The organism is Aquamicrobium zhengzhouense (genome assembly GCF_016124105.1).
Classification (GTDB): Bacteria; Pseudomonadota; Alphaproteobacteria; order Rhizobiales; family Rhizobiaceae; genus Aerobium; species Aerobium zhengzhouense.
In genome coordinates, this window is sequence record NZ_JADGMQ010000012.1 from 39373 (window position 1) to 61383 (window position 22011).

Below are 22011 nucleotides of genomic sequence, written 5' to 3' on the forward strand. Positions count from 1 at the left end.
GCGAGAACGCGGCTGTGCGATACGGCACCCAATCTTAACCTATGCGGAGAACGTCTCATGGCGGCAGGTAACGGCCTGATGGCAGGAAAACGCGGCCTCATCATGGGGGTTGCGAACAACAGGTCGATCGCGTGGGGCATCGCCAAGGCATTGACCGATCAGGGCGCGGAACTTGCACTGACCTATCAGGGTGAAGCGTTCCGCAAGCGCGTCGAGCCATTGGCAGCCGAACTTGGCGCGTACATTGCTGGCGATTGCGATGTCACTGTCGAAGAGAGCATCGACGCTGTCTTCGAGAATCTCGAGAAGAAGTGGGGCAAGATCGACTTCCTCGTGCATGCCATCGCTTTCTCGGACAAGGAAGAGCTCGACGGCCGCTATGTCGACACGACACGCGGTAACTTCCAGCGTACGATGGACATTTCCATCTATTCGTTCACGGCTGTGGCGAAGCGCGCCGAGAAGCTGATGACGGATGGTGGTTCGCTTCTGACGCTGACCTATTACGGAGCCGAAAAGGTGATGCCGCACTACAACGTCATGGGCGTTGCGAAGGCTGGCCTTGAGGCCAGTGTCCGGTATCTGGCGGTTGATCTCGGCGGCAAGGGCATTCGCGTAAACGCGGTGTCCGCTGGTCCGATCAAGACGCTCGCGGCATCTGGCATCGGCGACTTCCGCTACATTCTGAAGTGGAACGAGTACAACGCGCCGCTGAAGAAGACGGTGTCTATCGACGAAGTTGGAAACTCGGCACTTTACCTCCTGTCCGACCTTTCCAAGGGTGTGACCGGCGAGATTCATCACGTTGACGCTGGCTACCACGTCGTCGGCATGAAGGCCGTGGACGCCCCGGATATCTCCACCGTCAAGGAATGACCCGCCCCACGATCTATTTCGTCAGGCACGGGCAGACGGACTGGAACGCCGAGGATCGCCTGCAAGGGCAGGCTGACATCCCCCTCAACGATATCGGCCGCGAACAGGCGGCCGGTAACGGGCGGAAGCTGGTCGAACGGGCTTCTGACGTGATCTCGTTCGACTTCGTCGCGAGCCCTCTCAGTCGGACTCGCGAGACGATGGAGATTCTGCGCGCGTCGATGGGACTTGATCCTGGCGGATATCGCACGGACGAGCGGCTGGTCGAGCTACATTTCGGGGACTGGCAAGGGCGGACTTATCCGGAACTTGAGGCGAGCGACCCTGGATGTTCAATGCGCCGCAGCGCCGACAAGTGGAATTTCCTTCCGCCGGGGTTGAAAGCGGAAAGCTATGAAATGCTGGCCGCGCGCATAGGCTCCTGGCTTGATGAAGTGACGCGGGAGACAGTCTGCGTCACGCACGGCGGCGTGATTCGTTCAATATTTAGGTTGGCGGATGCCTTTTCAGGAGAAGAGTGCGCCTCGCTTCCAATTCCTCAGGACCAGGTGCTTCGTTTTCAGAACGGTGCTTTGACCTGGCTCTGACCTATTCGTAGGTGACGAGATCGGTGACGGTCTTTTCGCCTTCGATGGTGTCGTAGGCGAGAACAACCTCGGTTCCTACCACCAAGGCCTCGACGTCGAACTCACCAGATAGTTTGTACGTGTTGCCGTTGTCGAGCGTGATGGTCAGATTCGCCACGTCGACACGCGCTATCTTGCCCTCATCTTCTGCAGCATGTGCAGCACCACCCACGAGAGCCATCGGAACGGCAATCGCGGCAGCGATGAAAATCCGCTTGAACATTTGCATGACGGCTTTCCTTCATGAAGTTTGATGCACGCCTCTCGCTTTTGGCAGCGCAGCTTTACTTACGAAAGCAGAGACAGGGTGAGTGTGTCAAAAATTTTGCGCGCCCGCGGCAAGCCTGTGGTTCACGTGAGTTTGACGCTACGGGAAAACGCCAATAGAAGCGTCAGCAAAACTACCGGCAGGCCAATTTATGTCGCATAACACATTCGGACACCTCTTCCGCGTTACCACGTGGGGCGAAAGCCACGGCCCGGCACTGGGCTGCGTTGTAGACGGGTGCCCGCCGGGAGTCCGGTTCAAGCTTGGCGACATTCAGGCGGAGCTGGATCGGCGGCGTCCGGGCCAGTCCCGTTTCGTTACCCAGCGCCGTGAGCCGGATCAGGTCAGAATCTTGTCTGGCGTTCTCGAAGATGGCGATGAGCTGGTAACCACGGGTACGCCTGTCTCGATGATGATCGAGAATGTGGATCAGCGTTCCAAAGATTATGGCGAGATTGCCCGCCAATATCGTCCCGGGCATGCGGATTATGCCTATGACGTGAAATATGGCATTCGTGACTATCGTGGCGGCGGCCGCTCTTCCGCACGCGAGACGGCGGCGCGAGTGGCAGCAGGAGCCCTGGCACGCAAGGTCGTGCCGGGTCTTGTGGTGCGCGGCGCGCTGGTCGGGATGGGCACAAAGTCGATCAATCGCGCAAACTGGAATTGGAACTTCGTTGAAGACGCGGAAAACCCGTTCTTTACGCCAGATCCTGAATCAGTAGCTACCTTTACGGAATATCTGGACGGGATCCGGAAGGATGGCTCGTCGGTGGGAGCGCTGATCGAAATTGTTGCCGAGGGGGTGCCTGCCGGCCTCGGCGCACCGGTTTACGCCAAGCTCGATCAGGATATCTGTTCGAACCTGATGTCGATCAACGCCGTGAAGGGCGTAGAGATCGGCGACGGCTTCGAGACCGCGCGTATGACGGGCGAGGAAAATGCCGACGAAATGCGGATCGGCAATGACGGGAACCCGGTGTTCCTGTCTAACCATGCTGGCGGCATCCTCGGAGGCATCTCGACGGGCCAACCGGTCATCGCCCGCTTTGCGGTCAAGCCGACATCTTCGATCCTGACCCCGCGCCAGTCGATCGACAAGGACGGCAACAACGTGGACGTTCGCACAAAGGGTCGCCACGACCCATGCGTCGGTATCCGCGCGGTGCCGATCGGTGAGGCAATGGTCGCCTGCGCGATTGCCGATCACTATCTGAGACATCGCGGCCAGACCGGCCGCATCGCCTGACACATTCAGTAACGGATCCTCACGATGGCATACGATCAGAAGAAGATTGTCGAAGCGCTGCGCGCCTTTGAGCGTGGTGAGATCGTTGTCGTCATGGACGATGACGGTCGTGAGAACGAAGGCGACCTGATCGTCGCTGCAGTTCATTGCACGCCTGAAAAGATGGCGTTCATCGTGCGCCATACCTCAGGTATCGTTTGCACGCCGATGACACGGGAAGATGCGCGCCGCCTCAATCTGCAGCCGATGGTTGCGGAGAATGATGCACCGCACTCGACCGCGTTCACGGTGTCGATCGACTTCAAGCACGGAACCACCACAGGCATCTCGGCTGAAGACCGCACGCTAACGGTCCGTAACCTTGCGAACGGCAATGTCGGCCCAGCGGACTTTGTCCGGCCCGGCCACATCTTCCCGCTGGTTGCCCGCGAGGGCGGGGTGCTGATGCGCTCGGGCCATACCGAGGCTGCGGTTGACCTTTGCAAGCTCGCCGGCCTGCCTCCTGTCGGAGTTATCTGCGAACTGGTCAATGACGACGGCACAGTCATGCGCGGCCCGCAGGTTCAGGCATTTGCCGAGAAGAACGGTCTCAAGCAGGTGTCGGTGGCAGACCTGATTGCTTACCGCCAGCGTCAGGAGACGCTGATTGAGCGTGTCACAAGTTTCGACATCGAAACTGTTGCCGGTCCCGCCAAGGCTTACACCTATCGCCTGCCGTGGGATGCGATGCAGCACCTTGCGGTCGTCTTCGGCGACATTCGCGACGGCGTCGACGTGCCTGTGCGACTGCATGCGGAAAACGCGGTCTCTGACGTTTTTGGCCCAACCAATCGCCTTGAAGGCGTGATGAAGAAGATGGCTGAGGCCGAGCGCGGCGTTGTCGTCTACCTGCGTGAAGGGTCGGTCGGCGTGGGTCAGGATGTGGGGCGGAACCGTCCGGCGATCGGCGATGAGGCTGAAGCTCATGATGAAGCGCTTCGTCGCGAGACGGAGTGGCGCGAAATCGGTCTGGGCGCTCAGATTCTGCGCGACCTTGGCATCTCCTCGATCCAGCTCTACGCGTCGCGAGAGAAGCATTACGTCGGACTGGAAGGTTTCGGTATCGCGATCTCGTCGACCGAAATCCTCTAAACATCGCAACGTGATTTGGTGGCGCTGTCTCTCTGGTTGAGGCAGCGCCATTTGCATTTCTAGGGCGGAAAATAGATTCGGCTTACGTAAGGGCGTGGCCAAACGAGGTGCCTGCGCCTATACGGATAGTATGACCACGCGGCTTTACACGCATCCGATTTATCTTGAGCACCTGACCCCTGCCGGACATCCTGAACGGCCAGATCGTCTCCGCGCGATAGGCAAGATCCTTGAAGAGTCTGACTTCGATGATCTTGACCGCAAGGAAGCGCCGATGGCGGAGGAGGGGTCCATCCTTCTCGCTCATCCTGAAGAATATTATGACAGGATCAGACTGCGCATCCCGCATGAGGGGATTGTCCGGATTGATTCCGACACGACGGTGAGTCCCAAGAGCTGGCAGGCTGCGCTTGCAGGTATCGGGGGTGCGCTGGCTGCCGTCGACGATGTTTTTTCGGGTACTGCGGACAATGTGTTCGTCGCTTCCCGCCCGCCGGGCCATCACGCCGAAAAGACGACGGCGATGGGCTTTTGCCTTTTCAACAACGCCGCGATCGCGGCGCGTCACGCTCAGCGCGTTCATGGTGTGGAACGGGTCGCGGTGGTGGATTGGGACGTCCATCACGGCAACGGAACGCAAGACATCTTCTGGGACGATCCGTCAGTAATGTACTGCTCGACCCACCAGATGCCGCTTTTTCCAGGCACGGGAGCGAAGGCCGAGACTGGTGCCGGCAACATCGTCAACGCGCCGCTGTCGGCCGGAGCGGATGGCGAGACGTTCAAGGAAGCGTTCCGGAGCAGGATCCTGCCGGCGCTCGACAATTTTCAGCCGGACCTCATCATCATCTCGGCTGGATTTGATGCACATCATCGGGATCCGCTAGCAGAACTCAATCTCATCGAGGACGACTTTGACTGGGCGACTGCAGAGTTGATGGGGAAAGCTGACCGCTGGTCGAATGGACGGCTGGTCAGTCTTCTGGAAGGCGGATACGACCTGCATGGGCTGGCGTTTTCCACTGCCGCTCACGTACGACGCCTGATGAAGGGATGAGAGATGACCGAGATTGCGACCAACGACGACATTGCCGCGATGAGCTTCGAGCAGGCACTTGCTGCGTTGGAGCGCATCGTCGATGATCTGGAGCGCGGTGATGTGCCGCTCGATCAGTCGATCCGAATCTACGAGCGCGGCGAGGCGTTGAAGGTCCATTGCGAGAAGCTCCTGAAGGCGGCGGAAGACAAGGTCGAGAAAATTCGACTGTCGCGTGAAGGCAAACCGATGGGTACAGAGCCGCTCGACAGCGAATAGGGCGCTCGGATATTTCGGGCCGGTGACGCCATCGGGGCCGCGGTCCCGACTAGGAGCTGCGCCCTGAGTGCTTCCATCGTTGCAGTAGCGGAGGTCTGACGATGAGCTTTTTCCCAGGCAATGACCCGCAGCCCGGCGACGCCCTGGCATGTGATGCGATTGAAACGCTAATCATCCCGAACGCAAAGGATATTGGCGGTTTCGAGGTGCGCCGCGCGCTGCCGACAGCGCGAAGAAAGCTTGTCGGGCCATTCATCTTCTTCGACAGGATGGGGCCGGCGATCCTGCGCGGCGACATGATGCTCGACGTACGCCCGCATCCGCATATCGGACTGTCCACGGTCACTTACCTTTTCGACGGCAAGATCCGGCACCGCGACTCGCTTGGGACCGAAATGGTAATCGAACCCGGCGACGTCAATTTGATGACCGCCGGTCGAGGCATTGTTCATTCAGAACGGTCGCCGGAAGAACTGCGCGGCAATCCGATGTCGATGTCTGGGCTGCAGACCTGGCTTGCGCTCCCAGACGGGCAGGAGGAGATTGCGCCTGCTTTCGAAAATACGGCGCGCACCGATCTACCTGAAATTGATGCCGAAGGCATTACCGGACGCGTGATCATCGGTTCTTTCCATGGCTGGAAATCACCGGTGCGGACTGCTTCCGAAACGCTTTACGCCGACCTGCGCCTCGCCCCGGGGGCGACCTTGCAAATTCCGGCTGATGCGGAAGAGCGGGCGATCTATATTCTCGAGGGCGAGATCAACGTTCTTTCGGATCGTTTCGTGGCCGATCGGCTCCTGGCATTTCGCCCGGGCGACGAAATCGTGATCTCCAGCGAAAGAGGCGCGCATTTGATGTTGTTCGGCGGAGCATCTCTCGGCACAAAACGCTATATATGGTGGAACTTCGTATCGTCCTCGCAAGAGCGCATCGAGCAAGCGAAGGAAGAATGGCGCACCGGCCGGTTCGATATTGTGCCGGGTGATGAAGAGGAGTTCATTCCCCTGCCACAGGGGTGAAACTGCCTTTGAAATGCCGCGCGCATTTACTTTCCTAGTCCGACAGCCTATCTCCGGCTTAACTCAACACCAACGGTCGTAAAGAAGCCCGTGTCGTCAGCTCCCAGCACACCCCTCCTCGACAAGGTCCGGATTCCGGCTGATCTCCGCTCATTGCCGGAAGGTGATCTGACACAACTCGCGAGCGAATTGCGAACCGAACTCGTCGACGCAGTCTCGCAGACAGGCGGTCATCTCGGTGCAGGGCTTGGCGTCGTCGAACTGACCGTCGCGCTGCACTATGTGTTCAACACTCCCGATGACCGGATCATCTGGGACGTTGGCCACCAGGCTTACCCGCACAAGATTCTTACGGGCCGGCGTGACCGCATTCGCACCTTGCGGCAGGAAGGCGGGCTCTCCGGCTTCACCAAGCGCGATGAGAGCGAATACGATCCGTTTGGAACCGCACACTCTTCGACCTCGATCTCGGCCGGTCTCGGCATGGCTGTGGGCCGCGATCTAAAAGGCGGCAACAACAACGTCATCGCGATAATTGGTGACGGTGCGATGTCGGCGGGCATGGCGTATGAGGCTTTGAACAACGCCGGAGCCCTTGATGCCCGGCTGATCGTCATCCTCAACGACAATGACATGTCGATTGCTCCGCCCAGCGGAGCGATGAGCCACTATCTGGCACGTCTCGCATCGGGAAAGACCTACCAGGGCATCCGCGATATCGGCAAGAAGCTGACCTCATACCTCGGCGAGCGCGTGGATCGCGCGGTCACCCGCGCCGTTGAGCACGCACGCGGCTATGTCACCGGCGGCACGCTGTTTGAAGAAATGGGTTTCTTCCACATCGGGCCGATCGACGGGCACAACCTTGAACATCTGGTGCCGGTGCTGCGCAATGTGCGCGACAACAATACCGGCCCCGTTCTCATCCACGTCAAGACGCAGAAGGGCAAAGGCTATCCGCCTGCCGAGGCAGCTGCTGACAAGTACCACGGCGTCAACAAGTTCGACGTCATCAGCGGCGCGCAGGCCAAGGCACCCGCCAACGCACCTGCCTACACAAAGGTGTTCGCCGAGAGCCTGGTTCAGGAGGCCAAGCTTGATGACAGGATTGTTGCTGTCACGGCCGCCATGCCGAGCGGTACTGGCCTTGACCTGTTCGGCGAAGCATTCCCGAGCCGGACCTTTGACGTCGGTATTGCTGAGCAACACGCGGTGACCTTCGCAGCCGGGCTTGCAACGGAGGGGCTGAAGCCGTTCGCGGCAATTTACTCGACCTTCCTGCAGCGCGCCTATGACCAGGTCGTTCATGACGTAGCGATCCAGAAACTGCCGGTGCGCTTCCCGATTGATCGCGCGGGCTATGTCGGTGCCGATGGTCCCACTCATTGCGGCGCCTTCGACGTGGCATTCCTTGCCTCGCTTCCCGATTTCGTAGTGATGGCAGCAGCCGATGAGGCGGAACTTCGTCACATGGTGCGCACGGCAGCCGATTATGATGAAGGCCCGATCTCTTTCCGCTACCCCCGCGGAAATGGCGTTGGCATTGAAATGCCGGAGCGCGGACAGTTCCTCGAGATCGGCAAGGGGCGGATCGTCAAGGAAGGCACCAAGGTTGCGCTTCTGTCACTTGGAACGCGTCTGGCCGATTGCCTTGCCGCTGCCGAGGAACTCGACGCTGCCGGCCTCTCCACCACTGTCGCTGACGCTCGTTTTGCCAAGCCGCTTGACGTCGACCTGCTGCGCAGGCTTGCGCGTGAGCACGAAGTGCTTGTGACGGTCGAAGAGGGGTCGATTGGCGGGTTCGGCAGCCATATCCTGCATCAACTGGCACATGATGGCCTTCTCGACAGCGGCTTGAAGGTCCGTCCGCTCGTCTTGCCTGACGAATTTACCGACCACGGCAAGCCCGAAAAGATGTACGCCAGCGCCGGGCTAGATGCGACAGGGATCGTGCACACCGTCTTCACCGCGCTGGGCCGCTCGATCAGCGCGGTTACTGCCTGACGGCGGGCGGGCATGACCTCGCCCACATTGCCCGGGAAACTGCGACTGGATGAACTCCTCGTCCGCCGAGGCTACTTTGCCAGCCGCTCACGAGCCAGGGATGCCGTGACACGTGGCGCGGTTTCCGTTGCCGGCGAGGTTATAAGCAAGCCGGGACAGTCCACACAGGCCAACGCGGAAATCGTCGTTGACGATCCAGCAAGAGGCTACGTCTCGCGCGCTGCTCTGAAGCTGATCGCGGGGCTTGATGCATTCGGCGTCGATCCGTCCAATGCGGTGGCACTGGATATCGGCGCATCGACAGGCGGCTTCACGCAGGTTTTGCTGGAGCGCGGCGCTCGACACGTCTATGCGGTTGATGTCGGGCATGGCCAGATCGATCCGGGCCTTGCTGCGGATGTACGCGTTACGAACCTTGAGAAGCTTAACGCCCGAGACCTGGAAGCCAGCCATGTCGATGGGGCGACACCTGATCTCGTCGTTTCGGATGTGAGTTTCATCTCGTTGAAACTTGCACTTCCGCCGGCCCTTCAACTGGCCGCCGTCGGCGCGCGTTGCGTGCTTCTGGTGAAGCCACAATTTGAAGCTGGCCGGGAAGCGATCGGGAAGGGCGGTATTTTGCGGGATCCCGCTGCGGGCCCGGTGATTGCTGCGGATTTGGCGGCGTGGCTGGATCAACAGCCCGGATGGCGCAGCATTGGCACGACACCGTCCCCGATCGAGGGCGGTGATGGAAATATTGAATTCCTGCTTGGCGGGCTAAAGGACAGATGACCAGCATAGTCACAATCGCTCGCCTTGGCGCGCAGGCAGACGGGATCGCCGACGCACCGGGCGGCCAGATTTTCGTGCCGTTCACGCTTCCGGGCGAAAGGGTCAATGTCGCAGTTAGCGGCAAGAAGGCGGACATTGTCGCGCTGCTGGATCCATCGCCGCTTCGCGTCACGCCACCTTGCCGTCACTTCGGCGACTGCGGGGGATGCTCGATCCAGCACCTTGAGCAGCAAGCCTATCGCGACTGGAAGCGCCAAAATCTCATCGATGCGTTACGCGCTCGCGGTATTGAGATCGAGGTGGATGCGCTGGTGGAGTGCCCGCCGCACTCGCGCCGCCGTGCGGCGCTGACCGCGCGCAAGACGGAGAAGGGGCTGCTCCTCGGCTTCAACGCCGCATTGTCACACCGGATTGTGGATCTGGAAGAATGCCCGGTGATGCTGCCTTCGATTGTCGAACAGCTCGACATGTTGCGCGGGCTTGGGCTTCTGGTTGCGCAGACGAAAGAGCCATTCCGTATGGCGGTCACCCAGTCGGCTTCTGGTCTAGATGTGGCGACCGATGATAGCGGCGCCCTGGAAGGCCCCGCGCGTCAGGCAGCCGTCGAATATTGCATCGCCAACGGCATCGCGCGCCTTTCCGTCGATGGCGAAATCATCGTCGAGCCAAAGAAGCCTGTCATCATGATCGATGGCGTGGCTGTCATCCCACCGCCGGGAGCGTTTTTGCAGGCGGTGGAGAATGCTGAGCACGTGATGGCAAAGCTGGTCGTGGAGCATCTGCGCAAAGCCAAGCGGGTCGCGGACCTGTTTTCAGGCATCGGCACGTTTGCGTTGCGCCTTGCACGCCAAAGTGAGGTGCATGCCGCCGAGGGCGATGCTCCAGCACTTGCCGCGCTTGATCGTGGTTTTCGCTACGGCGACGGGCTGAAACGGGTGACGATCGAAAAACGCGACCTGTTCCGCAGGCCACTGACTTACAAGGAACTCGACCTGAAGTTCGATGGTCTTGTCTTCGATCCGCCGCGGGCAGGGGCAGAAGATCAAGCCCGGCAAATCGCGCGCAGCACGGTTCAGCGTGTTGCGGCAGTGTCCTGCAATCCGATCACCCTGGCGCGTGACCTCAGCATCCTCATCGAGGGCGGTTACGTCCTGAAGCGGGTCGTTCCGGTGGATCAGTTCCTCTGGTCATCGCATCTGGAGACAGTGGCACTGCTGGAAAAGCCGAAAAAGCGGCGCTGACTGTTCGCCCAATTGGATTGGTGAAGGTGTAGAGCTGGCATCAGACCTGTCATGCCACTGTAACGCACGCCTGCTCAAACGCGGGCATGAAACAGCGCTACTACACCGACACTGGTTCTGAACCGAAGGCCCGCCGTTACAGAGCACTGTTCCTCTCAGACGTTCACCTTGGAACGAGAGGCGCTCAGGCAGACGCGCTGATAGAGTTTCTGCGGTTTCACGATGCCGAGATCATCTATCTCGTCGGCGATATCGTTGACGGCTGGCGTTTGCGACAGGGCTGGTACTGGCCGCAAAGCCACAATGACGTCGTCCAGAAATTGCTGCGCAAGGGGCGCAAGGGCGCGCGAATAATCTATGTTCCCGGGAACCACGACGAATTCCTGCGCGACTTCTATGGCACCCATCTCGGCGGCATCGAGGTCTGTGAGACGGCAATTCACGAATCGTCGGACGGCAAGAAATATCTGGTCATCCACGGCGACGTTTTTGACGTCGTGGTCCGCCACGCAAGGTGGCTCGCGCTTCTTGGCGACTGGGCATATGTGACCGCACTGGGAATCTCGACCTATCTCAACCTGATCCGGCGCAAAATGGGGCTGACCTATTGGTCGCTGTCAGCCTGGGCAAAACTCAAGGTCAAGAACGCCGTCAATTTCATCGGTAGCTTCGAAGAGGCGCTTGCGAGCGAGGCGGAACGCAGAGGCGTCGATGGCGTCATCTGTGGCCACATTCACCATGCAGCCAAGCGGGTGATTGGCGACTGCATCTATATCAATACCGGTGATTGGGTCGAAAGCTGCACAGCTGTCGTCGAACATGACGACGGGACGATGGAGGTCATCGACTGGTCGATGCAGAGCCGCGCACTGAATGCAGGGCGACCGGTGACACCAGTATTGCAGGGCAGGAACGAAGCAGCCTGAGGTGAGGCAGATGAAGGTTCTGATCGTATCCGACGCATGGAAACCCCAGATCAATGGCGTCGTCCGGACTTTGGAAAAGGTGGCCGAGGTCCTCGTAGATTGCGGACATGAGGTTGAGTTTCTCACGCCAGATCAGTTTCCAAGCCTGCCGATGCCCACCTACCGAGAGATAAGGCTTGCGCTGGCTACAGCCTCGCAGATCGCGGAGCGGATCGAGCGCAGCGGCCCGGACGCGATCCACATTGCCACGGAAGGGATTCTGGGGCACCAGGCACGCCGTTACTGCCTGCGCCATGGACTGCCGTTTACGACCAGCTACCACACGAGGTTTCCTGAATTCGTGCGGGCCCGCGTGCCATTCCCAACGAACTGGACCTACGCCTGGCTGCGACGCTTCCACAAAGCCGGTTCAGGAATGCTTGTCGCGACCTCATCGCTGGCTACGGAGCTGCGGGAACGGGGCTTCCAGAACATCAGAATGTGGTCCCGCGGGGTGGATTCCAAATTGTTTCATCCCTCGAAGCGCCGTGACCTCGGATTGCCGGGGCCGATCTTCCTCAATGTCGGCCGCGTCGCGGTCGAAAAGAACCTCGAAGCGTTTCTCGATATCAATCTGCCGGGAAGCAAGGTAGTTGTCGGCGACGGTCCGGAACTGGTGAAGCTGAAGGATCGCTATCCGGATGTTCACTTTCTCGGAGCCAAGGGTGGCGAAGAGCTCGCCCGAATCTATGCTTCAGCCGATGTCTTCGTGTTTCCGAGTCGCACCGATACTTTCGGCAATGTGATCTTGGAGGCGCTCGCCTCAGGAACGCCAGTGGCGGCATTCCCCGTTACCGGACCCGTCGATATCATCGGTGATGGAATCGGGGGCTTCGTATCACACGACCTTAGCGAAGCGTCTTTGGCCGCCCTTGGTGTTTCCAGGCACGAGGCGAGGGCGAAAGCGGAAATGTTCGATTGGAATGAATGCGGTCGCCAGTTTCTCGACGCGCTCGCTCTACCTCAAAGAGGCACTGAGCCAATCAGCTTGTCGACATAGGCCGGGACAATCTCCGTCGCATTGCCGTGAATGATCTCATCGAAGGCGTGAGAGTTCTCCGGCGCTTCAAGATTGAGCATCACGGTGTGCGCGCCATTCAGTCGAGCTTCCTCGACGAAGTCTGCCGCGGGATAGACTGCGCCAGACGTTCCGATGGCAATGAATAGATCTGCCGATGCAAGCGCCTGATAGATGCGGTCCATGTGGTAAGGCATTTCGCCAAACCAGACGATGTCGGGGCGCAGGCGTCCTGCCGCTTCGCATGAAGGGCAGCGCGAGTCGATGCTCATATCGCCCAGCCACGGGTTCCTTGAATGGCAGGAACGGCAGAGTGCGGAGCGCAACTCGCCGTGCATATGGATCAGGTTCTGGCTGCCGGCGCTCTCGTGCAGGTCATCGACGTTCTGCGTGATCAGCGTGACGGATCCCGCACACTCCCGCTCGAGCCGCGCCAGCGCATAGTGGGCCGCATTTGGTCCTACGTCATGGAGCTGGCGACGGCGCTTGTTGTAGAAGCCGTAGACACGGGCAGGGTGCGCAGCGAAGGCGTCCGGCGTTGCATAGTCGCGCCAATCGAGCCTGGCCCAGATGCCGTCGCTGTCCCGGAAGCTGGCGATCCCGGATTCAACCGAGATGCCTGCTCCGGTGAGGATGACGATCGATGACGGCTGCATGTCGCCCCCCGTTTAGATCAGGTGCGAGTGCCGCCGATCGTCATGGCATTCATGCGCAGATGCGGCTGGCCGACGCCGACCGGAACGCCCTGGCCGGCCTTGCCACACATGCCGATGCCGTTGTCGAGTTTCATGTCGTTGCCGATCATGGTGATGCGGTGCATCGCATCAGGGCCGTTGCCGATGAGCATGGCGCCCTTGATCGGATGGGTCACCTTGCCGTTCTCGATCATGTACGCCTCGGTGCAGCCGAAGACGAACTTGCCGCTGGTGATGTCCACCTGACCGCCGCCGAAGGAGACAGCATAAATGCCATTCTTGACCGACGAGATGATCTCATCCGGCGTGTGTGAGCCGCTGGTCATGTAGGTGTTGGTCATCCGTGGCATCGGAGCGTGGGCGTAGGACTCGCGGCGACCGTTGCCGGTTGCCTTCATGCCCATAAGCCGCGCGTTCTGGCGGTCTTGCATGTAACCGACCAGTTTTCCGTCTTCGATCAGGACCGTGCGGTTGGTCGGCGTTCCCTCGTCATCGATGGTGAGCGAGCCGCGGCGTTCGGTGATCGTGCCGTCATCCACCACCGTCACGCCTTTCGCAGCCACCTGTTGGCCCAGCAGATCCGCAAAGGCAGACGTCTTCTTACGGTTGAAGTCACCTTCAAGGCCATGACCGACAGCTTCGTGCAGCATTACGCCCGGCCAGCCCGAGGACAAGACAATGTCGAAGGTGCCGGCTGGCGCAGGAACCGCATCGAGATTGACGAGAGCTTGCCTGAGCGCTTCTTCGCACGCGTGTTGCCATGAGCCTTCGGCGAGGAAATCGCCAAAACCTTTTCGACCGCCCATGCCATAGGATCCCGTTTCCTGACGGTCTCCGTCGCCGACAACAACCGAAACGTTGAAGCGCACGAGCGGACGGATGTCGCGAGCAACGCGTCCGTCAGCCCGCAAAATTTCAACGTGTTGCCAGGAGGCAGCCAACGACGCCGTCACCTGCCGAACCCGCGGGTCCTTGTCGCGCAGATACGCGTCCACGTCCTGCAGAAGCTTCGCCTTGTCGCTAAAGGCTGGCTGAACGATAGGGTTCTCTTCGCCGTAGAGCTTTACATTTGTTCCCGCCGGGGCGTCCGCAAGGGTGCCCGAATAGCCGTCCTTGACTGCTGAAACTGCCGAAGAGGCCCGCAGAAGTGCGGCTTGGGTCAACTCGCCGGCATGCGCATAACCAGCGGCTTCTCCGGCGACCGCACGAAGGCCAAACCCCTGTTCGGTGTTGAAGTTGGCAGTCTTCAGGCGGCCATTGTCAAAGACAAGAGACTCGCCTTCGCGATGCTCGATGAAAAGTTCGCCATCATCAGCTCCTGCGACCGTGTCTGCCACGATCCGACGCAGGGTCTCTTCTGACACATCAAATTGTTCGAGAAGTCTGGCTGTCACCGCATCGCTCCGAATTCTGAAAGGCTCTAGGCCGCTATATAGTCAGCCACGAGCCAAACCGCACGTCGGGAATTTCTGCCAGAGCGCGCTCGGCTGCTTAGGGTAGGGCGGCGAAGCCAGCAGAGAAGCCATCGAGGTCGACCGGAATGCCGATTCCCTCTTCAGGCGTCTGGAAGACAATGAATGTCGCCGCAGTACCGGTCTTGAGCAAGCCAAGAAGTGGTTCTTCAAGAATCACCTCTGCATAGCAGCCGTCCTGGAAGCAGCGAACGAAGTAGGCGCGGCCGATATCCTTGCCATCAACGTTCAGCCCGAGCCCGTTTGGCAGGAGGACGCCAAGGGGAGCAAGCACGCGCAAGATCTCCGCGCTCTTGTCTGCGGTCCGCAGGACGACGACCGAAAGCCCGACCTCAGGACGATCCTCGGCCACGACGTTCTGCATCATGGCGCACTGCTCGGAGCTCGCGCCGCCGGGAGTGTCGCAAATGATCGACCAACTGCCATGCGTCGAACGGACGACGCCTTGCTGTTGCTGCTGTTGCTGCGCCGAAGCCGGCATTGCCAGCATCATGGCACCAGCTACGGCAGTAATGTGCGCGAACGTGCGAAACGTCATTCGATCAATCCTGTCTCAGCGAATCACGCCAATTTAACTTGCCCGAGCCTGCGCGCAACCTACATCGACCGCATGCGCGACTAACCGGTTCTGATTTGTTAAGAGTTGAGCGAAATCAAGGCGCGAAGGCAAAACTTAGGACAGCGCGCGCAAAAATGCCGCACATATCCACCCATGGGTTTCTTGCGGTTGATATAAGAGTGTGGTTTGAACGCGCGATAGCCGCCGACCGTCTGGCTTTTCAGGATGGCAGGTGCGCACAGAATTCGTCGAGAGGATCGACCGGGAGATGAAGAGGGTGATGAAGAAGATCTTTGCGGGCCTGGGCGCCATATCGCCGGTCCTGGCAGCTACTGGCGCTTACGCTGGGCAGCCGGCCCCCTGGCAGTTGAGCTTCCAGGAGCCTGCGACCCGGATCATGGAGGAGATTGCCTGGTTCGAGCAATATACGCTTGCGTTCATTGTGCCGACCACGCTCCTTGTTCTGGTTCTGTTGGGCTGGTGCCTTGTCAGGTACCGCGAGAGCGTCAACAAGACGCCATCGCGCACGAGCCACAATACCGTGATTGAAGTGATCTGGACCCTCGGGCCGGTCATCGCGCTGATCTTTATTGCAGTGCCTTCGTTCCAGTTGCTGACCGCGCAGTACACGCCGGAAGATGAGCCGGCGATGACGATCAAGGCTACTGGCGTCCAGTGGTACTGGGAGTACGAATACCAGGACGAAGATCCGCTGACCTTCTCCTCGTTTCTCCTGAATGATGGCGATCGCGCGGCCGTTGGTAAGGAAGACCGCGCCGAGTATCCGCGTCTTCTCGCGGTTGACAATGAAGTCGTCGTGCCGGTGAACACCACCGTACGCGTTCTGGTTACGGCAAACGACGTTATTCACGCCTTTGCAGTGCCGTCCTTCGGTATCAAGGTCGATGCAGTTCCGGGTCGTCTCAATGAGACCTGGTTCAAGGCTGAGCGCGAAGGCATCTTCTACGGCCAGTGCTCTGAGCTTTGTGGCAAGGATCATGCCTTCATGCCGATCGGCGTTCGCGTCGTAAGTCAGGAGCAGTATGATGCCTGGCGCTCGGCTGCGCAGGCAAACCTTGATGAAGCAAATAAAGCGCTGCTGGCCTCTATTAATGGCGAGCAGGTAAACGTGGCTGACGCAGCTAACTGAGTCAGTACAAAATAATACGAGACGGAGCGGGAATAATGGCAGGCGCTGCGGCCCATGGCACCCACGACGACCACAAGCCTTCTGGCTGGACGCGTTGGGTGTATTCGACCAACCACAAGGATATCGGAACGCTCTACCTGATCTTCGCGATCTTTTCGGGCATCCTTGGCGGTTTCTTGTCGGTTATGATGCGCTGGGAGCTGGCTGAGCCAGGCATCCAGATCTTCCACGGACTTGCCTCGATGGTCTATGGCCTCGAAGGCGAGGCTGCCCTCGATGGCGGCAAGGAGATGTTCAACGCGTTCACGACCTATCACGCCCTCATCATGATCTTCTTCATGGTCATGCCGGCGCTGATCGGTGGTTTCGCCAACTGGATGATCCCGATCATGATCGGCGCTCCGGATATGGCATTCCCGCGTCTGAACAACATTTCGTTCTGGCTGCTGCCACCGGCGCTGCTGCTGCTGATCATTTCGTTCTTCCTGCCGGGTTCCGCTGGTGGGCACGCTGCCGGTACCGGCTGGACGATGTATCCGCCGCTGTCGACGACCGGATCGCCTGGGCCTGCTACGGACTTCGCGATCCTCTCGCTTCACATTGCGGGCGCCTCGTCGATCCTTGGCGCGATCAACTTCATCACCACCATCTTCAACATGCGTGCGCCGGGCATGACCCTGCACAAGATGCCGCTGTTCGCATGGTCGGTGATTGTGACCGCGTTCCTGTTGCTGCTGACACTTCCGGTTCTTGCCGGCGCCATCACCATGGTGCTGACTGACCGCAACTTCGGCACGGCGTTCTTCAACCCGGAATTCGGTGGCGACCCGATCCTTTACCAGCACCTGTTCTGGTTCTTCGGTCACCCTGAAGTCTATATTCTGATCCTGCCGGGCTTCGGCATTGTCAGCCACATCGTGTCGACCTTCTCCCGCAAGCCGATCTTCGGCTATCTCGGAATGGCCTACGCGATGGTCGCCATCGGCGTCGTCGGCTTCGTCGTGTGGGCTCACCACATGTACACCACCGGCATCTCGCTGAACGCGCAGCGTTACTTCGTCTTCGCGACGATGGTGATCGCTATCCCGACGGGCATCAAGGTGTTCTCGTGGATCGCGACCATGTGGGGCGGTTCGCTGTCGATGCGCACCCCGATGCTGTGGGCGATCGGATTCATCTTCCTGTTCACCGTTGGTGGCATGACCGGCGTCCAGCTTGCCAATGCTGGTCTCGACCGCTCGCTGCACGACACCTACTACGTGGTTGCTCACTTCCACTACGTTCTGTCGCTCGGCGCCGTGTTCGCGATCTTCGCTGGCTGGTATTACTGGTTCCCGAAGATGTTCGGCTACATGTACTCGCCGCTCATCGCGCGGACCCACTTCTGGGTCACCTTCGTGGGCGTGAACCTGATCTTCTTCCCGCAGCACTTCCTGGGTCTGGCCGGCATGCCGCGCCGTTACATCGACTACCCGGATGCGTATGCAGGCTGGAACATGGTCTCCTCGTGGGGCTCCTACATGGCCGGTATCGGCGTGCTGATCTTCCTCTACGGCGTCTTCGAGGCGTTTTCGAAGAAGCGTGAGGCGGGTGCCAATCCTTGGGGTGAGGGAGCAACTACGCTCGAGTGGCAGCTGTCTTCGCCGCCGCCTTACCACCAGTGGGAACAGCTGCCGAAGATCAAGTAATTCGGCACCAATGAACAAGCGAGATCGCCGGCTAGTCCGGCGGTCTCAACAGAGCGAGAAAGCGGATAGTCGTCGCAATGTCCCTCGTGGATAAAAACGGATACGGTGAGGTCGCATTCCATGTGTCTGAGGCACATGCGAGCGATTACATCGCACTCTTGAAGCCTCGGGTGATGTCGCTGGTCGTCTTCACTGCCTTCGTTGGCATGGTGACGGCCCCGGCCGCGATCAATCCGTTCATAGCGTGCTTTGCGATCCTCGCGATCGCGGTGGGTGCTGGCGCATCCGGTTCGCTGAACATGTGGTACGACGCTGACATCGACGCTGTCATGTCGCGTACAGTCAATCGCCCGGTCCCTGCAGGGCGCGTCCTGCCGAGCCAGGCATTGGCCTTTGGTCTTGTGCTGTCGGGCTTTTCCATTGGCGTCCTCGGCTTGGTCGCCAATTGGGTCGCTGCGGGACTGCTGGCTTTTACGATTTTCTTTTACGCCGTGATCTACACGATGTGGCTAAAGCGCTGGACGCCGCAGAACATCGTGATCGGCGGCGCGGCCGGTGCATTCCCGCCGGTCGTCGGATGGGCGGCAGTCACGGGTGACGTCAGCCTCTATCCGATCATTCAGTTTCTTATCATCTTCCTTTGGACCCCGCCGCACTTCTGGGCGCTGGCCCTGTTTAAGTCGGGCGACTACGAGCGCGCTGGCGTGCCGATGATGCCGAACGTTGCGGGTGAAGCATCGACCAAGCGCCAGATCTTCGCCTACGCACTCGTCGTTGCGGTTACGGGTGTTCTGCCTACCGTCTTTGGCTTTGCCGGCAACGCCTACGGGCTGCTGGCGGCGGGACTGGGCATCGGCTTCGTCTGGTACTCCTGGAAGGTCCTGCAGATGCCGGAGAGCGACCGCGCGATGAAGCCTGCAAAGGCGCTATTCGGCTTCTCGCTGCTCTACCTTTTCGCAATTTTCACGGCTTTGCTCGCCGACAGCGTCCTGAGGGACCTGGGACTCGTATGGTGACCGCAGTGAAGAATGATCAACGCATTGAAATGACCGAGAGCCAGAAAAAGGCTCAGCGCAACCGGTCGGTGGCGCTGGGGCTGGCCTTGGTCGCATTCGTGGTGGTGATCTACATAGTCACCATCGTGAAAATGGGGCCGCAAATTCTCAACAGGCCGTTTTGACGGGCAGTGGCATGAGTGATGCAAGACCGCAGATCAACGAAACGATCCAGAAGTCCAATCGACGTCTGGCTGTAGTTTGCGTTGGCTTTTTTGTCGGAATGATCGGCATGGCGTACGCTGCGGTGCCGCTCTACGACATGTTCTGCCGCGTCACCGGTTATAACGGAACGACCCAGCGTGTTGAGCAGTACTCACAGACCGTTCTCGACAAGGAAATCACGGTCCGCTTCGACGCGAATATTGCGAACGGGCTCGGCTGGGATTTCAAGCCCAAGCAGCGTGAAGTGACGCTGAAGATCGGCGAGACCATCCAGGTCGCTTACGAGGCGACCAACATCACATCCCGGCCGCTTGGCGGACGTGCGACCTTCAATGTCACACCGCAGGCTGCCGGCGCCTACTTCATGAAGGTGGAGTGCTTCTGCTTCACCGACAATGTACTGCAGCCGGGGGAGACCATGGAGATGCCGGTTGTTTTCTACGTTGACCCGGAGATCGTCGGCGTGGAGGAGTTAAAGAATATCAACGCGTTGACGCTGTCCTACACATTCTTTCCCATGAGCGGAGAGAAGCCGGAGGTTTCCTCTGCAGCGCCAATCAAGAGCAATACTGACGCCGATACAAGTTTCGGGGGATGACATGGCAGACACACAAGTAAAACATCACGACTATCACATCATCGACCCGAGTCCGTGGCCGTTCCTTGGCGGCATCTCGGCCTTCATCCTTGCGATCGGTGGCATATCGTGGATGCAGTACAACAAGGGCAACACCGACTTCACGCTGTTCGGCATCCCGGCCGCCACTCCGTGGCTGTTCTGGATCGGCGTGGCCTGTGTGCTCTACGTCATGTACGCATGGTGGTCTGACACGGTGCGTGAGGCACATGAGGGGCACCACACCCGCGTCGTCTCGATCCACCTGCGCTACGGCATGATCATGTTCATCGCCTCTGAGGTGATGTTCTTCGTTGCGTGGTTCTGGGCGTTCTTCGATGCCAGCCTGTTCCCGAACGAGGCAGAGCAGGTCGCGCGTCTTGGTTACACCGGTGGTCAGTGGCCTCCGGCAGGAATGGAAGTGCTGGATGCATTCCACCTGCCGCTCTACAACACCATCATCCTGCTTCTGTCGGGTACGACGCTGACCTGGGCGCACCACGCGATCCTGCATAATGACCGCAAGGGCCTCGTTTGGGGTCTGGCGATCACCGTGGCGCTCGGCGTGCTGTTCAGCTTCGTTCAGGCCTATGAGTACGCTGTTGCACCGTTCACCTTCTCGAACTCGCTCTATGGTGCGACGTTCTTCATGGCCACGGGCTTCCACGGTTTCCACGTGTTCATTGGTACGGTCTTCCTGGCGGTCTGCCTGCTGCGCGCTCTTGCGGGCCACTTCACGCCGCAGCAGCACTACGGCCTCGAGGCAGCTGCATGGTACTGGCACTTCGTTGACGTGGTGTGGCTGTTCCTCTTCGCCTCGATTTACGTCTGGGCATCGTGGGGCGCACCGATCGCGGTTCACTGATCCCGCATTAAGCTGACATGAGACGAGGCGGTCGCGACAGGCGGCCGCCTTTTTTCTATCCACTAGCTGTGAGAGGAACGGTTTATGGATGAACGAGAACACAAAGATGAGGCGCTGTGGCCGCCGATCGATCCGGTGAAGGCCGGTATCAGCGGCAGTTGCCCTAGATGCGGGCAGGGGCGTCTGTTCAAGGGCTACCTGACGATCGCGAAACGGTGCGGTGTTTGCGGCCTGAACTATGCGTTCGAGGATTCCGGAGACGGCCCCGTCGTTTTTGTGATCCTGTTGATTGGCTTCCTGGTCGTCGGCCTCGCGCTGTGGCTTGAGGTTAGCTACAACCCGCCGCTCTGGCTGCATTTTATCCTATGGGTACCGATGATCCTGATCCTCGGCCTGACCGCTTTGCGGATGATCAAGGGATTGCTGATCGTGTTCCAGTTCAGGAACAAGGCGGCATTGGAACGGCACGAGGACAGCTGATGAGTGATACGCAGGTCCAAAATCGCTGGACCCTGGGATCCATTGTGTTCGTTGGCGGCGTGCTTGTTGCGCTGGTGATCCTTCTGGGGCTTGGCACTTGGCAGATGCAGCGCCTTGGCTGGAAGGAAGCGCTGATCTCGACCATCGATCAGCGGGTGGCCTCCGAGCCGAGGAGCCTTGAAGAGATCGAAGGTTTTTTGACCACCGGTAACGACGTCGATTATTGGCCTGTGAAGGTGGAAGGCGTTTTCCACCACGACGGAGAGCGTCATTTCTTCGCAACGCATGAAGGACGCGCTGGATTTTACGTCTACACGCCGTTGGAGCTGACGGACGGGCGACTGGTTCTCGTCAATCGCGGTTTCGTGCCGTACGAGCTCAAGGAACCGAGTACGCGCGTTCAGGGGCAGGTGGAAGGTATCGTGAACGTCACCGGCCTCGCGCGCGCGGAACTTGATGGCAAGCCATCCGTCATCGTTCCGGACAACGACCTGACTAAGAACGTGTTCTACTGGAAGGATCTGCAGGCGATGGCAGAGACCACGGGCGTCGGACAGCCCGAGGACTATCTGCGCCTGTTCATCGATGCCAATGATACCGCAAATCCGGGTGGTTTGCCGGTTGGGGGTGTCACTATGATCTCCTTGCCGAACAGCCATCTTGAGTACGCGCTGACCTGGTACAGCCTGGCGGCAGTGCTTGTGGGCGTGCTCGGTGTATGGGTGGTTCGTCAGCGCAAAACTTGACACGAGCCGTCGGCACACGCCATTTGCCCAC

The 22011-nt window shown here is 59.5% G+C and carries 24 protein-coding genes; 20 read left to right on the forward strand and 4 right to left on the reverse strand.

Going from position 1 to position 22011, the window contains the following annotated elements:
* Positions 1–57 precede the first annotated feature (57 nt).
* A complete protein-coding gene (gene fabI, locus IOD40_RS15015) occupies positions 58–876 on the forward strand; it encodes an enoyl-ACP reductase FabI (RefSeq protein ID WP_198477510.1) in 819 nt (272 codons plus the stop codon).
* Positions 873–1463: a histidine phosphatase family protein gene (locus tag IOD40_RS15020; protein ID WP_198477511.1), complete on the forward strand. Its 591-nt coding sequence runs from the start codon at positions 873–875 to the stop codon at positions 1461–1463. The genes fabI and IOD40_RS15020 overlap by 4 nt, the downstream gene beginning before the upstream one ends.
* A gap of 1 nt (position 1464) precedes the next feature.
* Here IOD40_RS15020 and IOD40_RS15025 read toward each other — a convergent pair whose 3' ends face one another.
* On the reverse strand, positions 1465–1731 hold the full coding sequence (locus IOD40_RS15025) for a DUF1344 domain-containing protein (RefSeq protein WP_233714013.1): 267 nt from the start codon (positions 1729–1731) through the stop codon (positions 1465–1467).
* 190 nt (positions 1732–1921) lie between these two features.
* Between IOD40_RS15025 and aroC the strand changes: the two genes are divergently transcribed.
* The 10 genes from aroC to IOD40_RS15075 all read left to right on the forward strand — a co-directional run bounded on the left by aroC (position 1922) and on the right by IOD40_RS15075 (position 12471).
* Positions 1922–3019, forward strand: a complete 1098-nt coding sequence (aroC, locus tag IOD40_RS15030) for a chorismate synthase (protein WP_198477512.1) — start codon at positions 1922–1924, stop codon at positions 3017–3019.
* Positions 3020–3043: 24 nt separating this feature from the next.
* Positions 3044–4150: a 3,4-dihydroxy-2-butanone-4-phosphate synthase gene (gene ribB / locus IOD40_RS15035; RefSeq protein WP_198477513.1), complete on the forward strand. Its 1107-nt coding sequence runs from the start codon at positions 3044–3046 to the stop codon at positions 4148–4150.
* A gap of 130 nt (positions 4151–4280) precedes the next feature.
* Positions 4281–5207, forward strand: coding sequence for a histone deacetylase family protein (locus IOD40_RS15040; RefSeq protein WP_198477514.1), 927 nt, complete (start codon positions 4281–4283; stop codon positions 5205–5207).
* A gap of 3 nt (positions 5208–5210) precedes the next feature.
* Positions 5211–5465: an exodeoxyribonuclease VII small subunit gene (locus IOD40_RS15045; RefSeq protein WP_198477515.1), complete on the forward strand. Its 255-nt coding sequence runs from the start codon at positions 5211–5213 to the stop codon at positions 5463–5465.
* A gap of 101 nt (positions 5466–5566) precedes the next feature.
* Positions 5567–6487, forward strand: a complete 921-nt coding sequence (locus tag IOD40_RS15050) for a pirin family protein (protein WP_198477516.1) — start codon at positions 5567–5569, stop codon at positions 6485–6487.
* Between the two features lie 90 nt (positions 6488–6577).
* Positions 6578–8491, forward strand: a complete 1914-nt coding sequence (gene dxs / locus IOD40_RS15055) for a 1-deoxy-D-xylulose-5-phosphate synthase (RefSeq protein WP_198477517.1) — start codon at positions 6578–6580, stop codon at positions 8489–8491.
* A 12-nt stretch (positions 8492–8503) separates the two neighbouring features.
* The gene (locus IOD40_RS15060) at positions 8504–9265 is read left to right on the forward strand and encodes a TlyA family RNA methyltransferase (protein WP_198477518.1); all 762 of its coding nucleotides are present in this window, start codon (positions 8504–8506) and stop codon (positions 9263–9265) included.
* Positions 9262–10506 carry a class I SAM-dependent RNA methyltransferase gene (locus IOD40_RS15065; protein ID WP_198477519.1) on the forward strand — a complete coding sequence of 415 codons (1245 nt, stop codon included), beginning with the start codon at positions 9262–9264 and terminating at the stop codon, positions 10504–10506. Before IOD40_RS15060 ends, IOD40_RS15065 begins: the two co-directional genes overlap by 4 nt.
* 86 nt (positions 10507–10592) lie before the next feature.
* A complete protein-coding gene (locus IOD40_RS15070) occupies positions 10593–11432 on the forward strand; it encodes a UDP-2,3-diacylglucosamine diphosphatase (protein WP_198477520.1) in 840 nt (279 codons plus the stop codon).
* Between the two features lie 10 nt (positions 11433–11442).
* Positions 11443–12471 carry a glycosyltransferase family 4 protein gene (locus IOD40_RS15075; RefSeq protein ID WP_198477521.1) on the forward strand — a complete coding sequence of 343 codons (1029 nt, stop codon included), beginning with the start codon at positions 11443–11445 and terminating at the stop codon, positions 12469–12471.
* Here the strand turns inward: IOD40_RS15075 and IOD40_RS15080 are convergent.
* The 3 genes from IOD40_RS15080 to IOD40_RS15090 all read right to left on the reverse strand — a co-directional run bounded on the left by IOD40_RS15080 (position 12435) and on the right by IOD40_RS15090 (position 15149).
* Entirely contained in the window at positions 12435–13145 is a 711-nt protein-coding gene (locus tag IOD40_RS15080; RefSeq protein WP_198477522.1) for an NAD-dependent deacylase, read from the reverse strand. The two genes, IOD40_RS15075 and IOD40_RS15080, sit on opposite strands and share 37 nt — an antisense overlap.
* 17 nt (positions 13146–13162) lie before the next feature.
* Positions 13163–14578, reverse strand: coding sequence for a metalloprotease TldD (gene tldD, locus IOD40_RS15085; protein ID WP_198477523.1), 1416 nt, complete (start codon positions 14576–14578; stop codon positions 13163–13165).
* A 97-nt stretch (positions 14579–14675) separates the two neighbouring features.
* Positions 14676–15149 carry an invasion associated locus B family protein gene (locus tag IOD40_RS15090; RefSeq protein WP_233714018.1) on the reverse strand — a complete coding sequence of 158 codons (474 nt, stop codon included), beginning with the start codon at positions 15147–15149 and terminating at the stop codon, positions 14676–14678.
* A gap of 343 nt (positions 15150–15492) precedes the next feature.
* On the opposite strand from IOD40_RS15090, the gene coxB reads away from it, so the two are divergent.
* The 8 genes from coxB (at position 15493) to IOD40_RS15130 (ending at position 21980) form a co-directional block, all read left to right on the forward strand.
* Positions 15493–16365, forward strand: coding sequence for a cytochrome c oxidase subunit II (gene coxB, locus IOD40_RS15095; RefSeq protein WP_198477587.1), 873 nt, complete (start codon positions 15493–15495; stop codon positions 16363–16365).
* A gap of 35 nt (positions 16366–16400) precedes the next feature.
* Entirely contained in the window at positions 16401–18053 is a 1653-nt protein-coding gene (gene ctaD / locus IOD40_RS15100) for a cytochrome c oxidase subunit I (RefSeq protein WP_198477525.1), read from the forward strand.
* A 77-nt stretch (positions 18054–18130) separates the two neighbouring features.
* Entirely contained in the window at positions 18131–19069 is a 939-nt protein-coding gene (locus tag IOD40_RS15105) for a heme o synthase (RefSeq protein WP_198477526.1), read from the forward strand.
* Positions 19066–19233, forward strand: coding sequence for a hypothetical protein (locus IOD40_RS15110; RefSeq protein WP_210336940.1), 168 nt, complete (start codon positions 19066–19068; stop codon positions 19231–19233). The genes IOD40_RS15105 and IOD40_RS15110 overlap by 4 nt, the downstream gene beginning before the upstream one ends.
* 11 nt (positions 19234–19244) lie before the next feature.
* On the forward strand, positions 19245–19871 hold the full coding sequence (locus IOD40_RS15115) for a cytochrome c oxidase assembly protein (RefSeq protein ID WP_198477528.1): 627 nt from the start codon (positions 19245–19247) through the stop codon (positions 19869–19871).
* A 1-nt stretch (position 19872) separates the two neighbouring features.
* A complete protein-coding gene (locus tag IOD40_RS15120; RefSeq protein WP_198477529.1) occupies positions 19873–20754 on the forward strand; it encodes a cytochrome c oxidase subunit 3 in 882 nt (293 codons plus the stop codon).
* A gap of 84 nt (positions 20755–20838) precedes the next feature.
* The gene (locus IOD40_RS15125; RefSeq protein ID WP_198477530.1) at positions 20839–21234 is read left to right on the forward strand and encodes a DUF983 domain-containing protein; all 396 of its coding nucleotides are present in this window, start codon (positions 20839–20841) and stop codon (positions 21232–21234) included.
* Positions 21234–21980: an SURF1 family protein gene (locus tag IOD40_RS15130; protein ID WP_198477531.1), complete on the forward strand. Its 747-nt coding sequence runs from the start codon at positions 21234–21236 to the stop codon at positions 21978–21980. The genes IOD40_RS15125 and IOD40_RS15130 overlap by 1 nt, the downstream gene beginning before the upstream one ends.
* Positions 21981–22011: the final 31 nt, after the last annotated feature.

Excerpts from the sequence above, each read along its gene's own strand:
- ribB (WP_198477513.1), top strand. The coding sequence starts at position 3,044 with ATGGCATACGATCAGAAGAAGATTGTCGAAGCGCTGCGCGCCTTTGAG.
- IOD40_RS15065 (WP_198477519.1), top strand. The coding sequence starts at position 9,262 with ATGACCAGCATAGTCACAATCGCTCGCCTTGGCGCGCAGGCAGACGGG.
- IOD40_RS15040 (WP_198477514.1), top strand. The coding sequence starts at position 4,281 with ATGACCACGCGGCTTTACACGCATCCGATTTATCTTGAGCACCTGACC.
- IOD40_RS15105 (WP_198477526.1), top strand. The coding sequence starts at position 18,131 with ATGTCCCTCGTGGATAAAAACGGATACGGTGAGGTCGCATTCCATGTG.
- IOD40_RS15125 (WP_198477530.1), top strand. The coding sequence starts at position 20,839 with ATGGATGAACGAGAACACAAAGATGAGGCGCTGTGGCCGCCGATCGAT.
- IOD40_RS15045 (WP_198477515.1), top strand. The coding sequence starts at position 5,211 with ATGACCGAGATTGCGACCAACGACGACATTGCCGCGATGAGCTTCGAG.
- ctaD (WP_198477525.1), top strand. The coding sequence starts at position 16,401 with ATGGCAGGCGCTGCGGCCCATGGCACCCACGACGACCACAAGCCTTCT.
- IOD40_RS15090 (WP_233714018.1), bottom strand. The coding sequence starts at position 15,149 with ATGATGCTGGCAATGCCGGCTTCGGCGCAGCAACAGCAGCAACAGCAA.
- fabI (WP_198477510.1), top strand. The coding sequence starts at position 58 with ATGGCGGCAGGTAACGGCCTGATGGCAGGAAAACGCGGCCTCATCATG.
- IOD40_RS15080 (WP_198477522.1), bottom strand. The coding sequence starts at position 13,145 with ATGCAGCCGTCATCGATCGTCATCCTCACCGGAGCAGGCATCTCGGTT.
- IOD40_RS15115 (WP_198477528.1), top strand. The coding sequence starts at position 19,245 with ATGAGTGATGCAAGACCGCAGATCAACGAAACGATCCAGAAGTCCAAT.
- IOD40_RS15130 (WP_198477531.1), top strand. The coding sequence starts at position 21,234 with ATGAGTGATACGCAGGTCCAAAATCGCTGGACCCTGGGATCCATTGTG.
- aroC (WP_198477512.1), top strand. The coding sequence starts at position 1,922 with ATGTCGCATAACACATTCGGACACCTCTTCCGCGTTACCACGTGGGGC.
- IOD40_RS15050 (WP_198477516.1), top strand. The coding sequence starts at position 5,567 with ATGAGCTTTTTCCCAGGCAATGACCCGCAGCCCGGCGACGCCCTGGCA.
- IOD40_RS15020 (WP_198477511.1), top strand. The coding sequence starts at position 873 with ATGACCCGCCCCACGATCTATTTCGTCAGGCACGGGCAGACGGACTGG.
- IOD40_RS15025 (WP_233714013.1), bottom strand. The coding sequence starts at position 1,731 with ATGCAAATGTTCAAGCGGATTTTCATCGCTGCCGCGATTGCCGTTCCG.
- IOD40_RS15120 (WP_198477529.1), top strand. The coding sequence starts at position 19,873 with ATGGCAGACACACAAGTAAAACATCACGACTATCACATCATCGACCCG.
- IOD40_RS15060 (WP_198477518.1), top strand. The coding sequence starts at position 8,504 with ATGACCTCGCCCACATTGCCCGGGAAACTGCGACTGGATGAACTCCTC.
- IOD40_RS15075 (WP_198477521.1), top strand. The coding sequence starts at position 11,443 with ATGAAGGTTCTGATCGTATCCGACGCATGGAAACCCCAGATCAATGGC.
- IOD40_RS15070 (WP_198477520.1), top strand. The coding sequence starts at position 10,593 with ATGAAACAGCGCTACTACACCGACACTGGTTCTGAACCGAAGGCCCGC.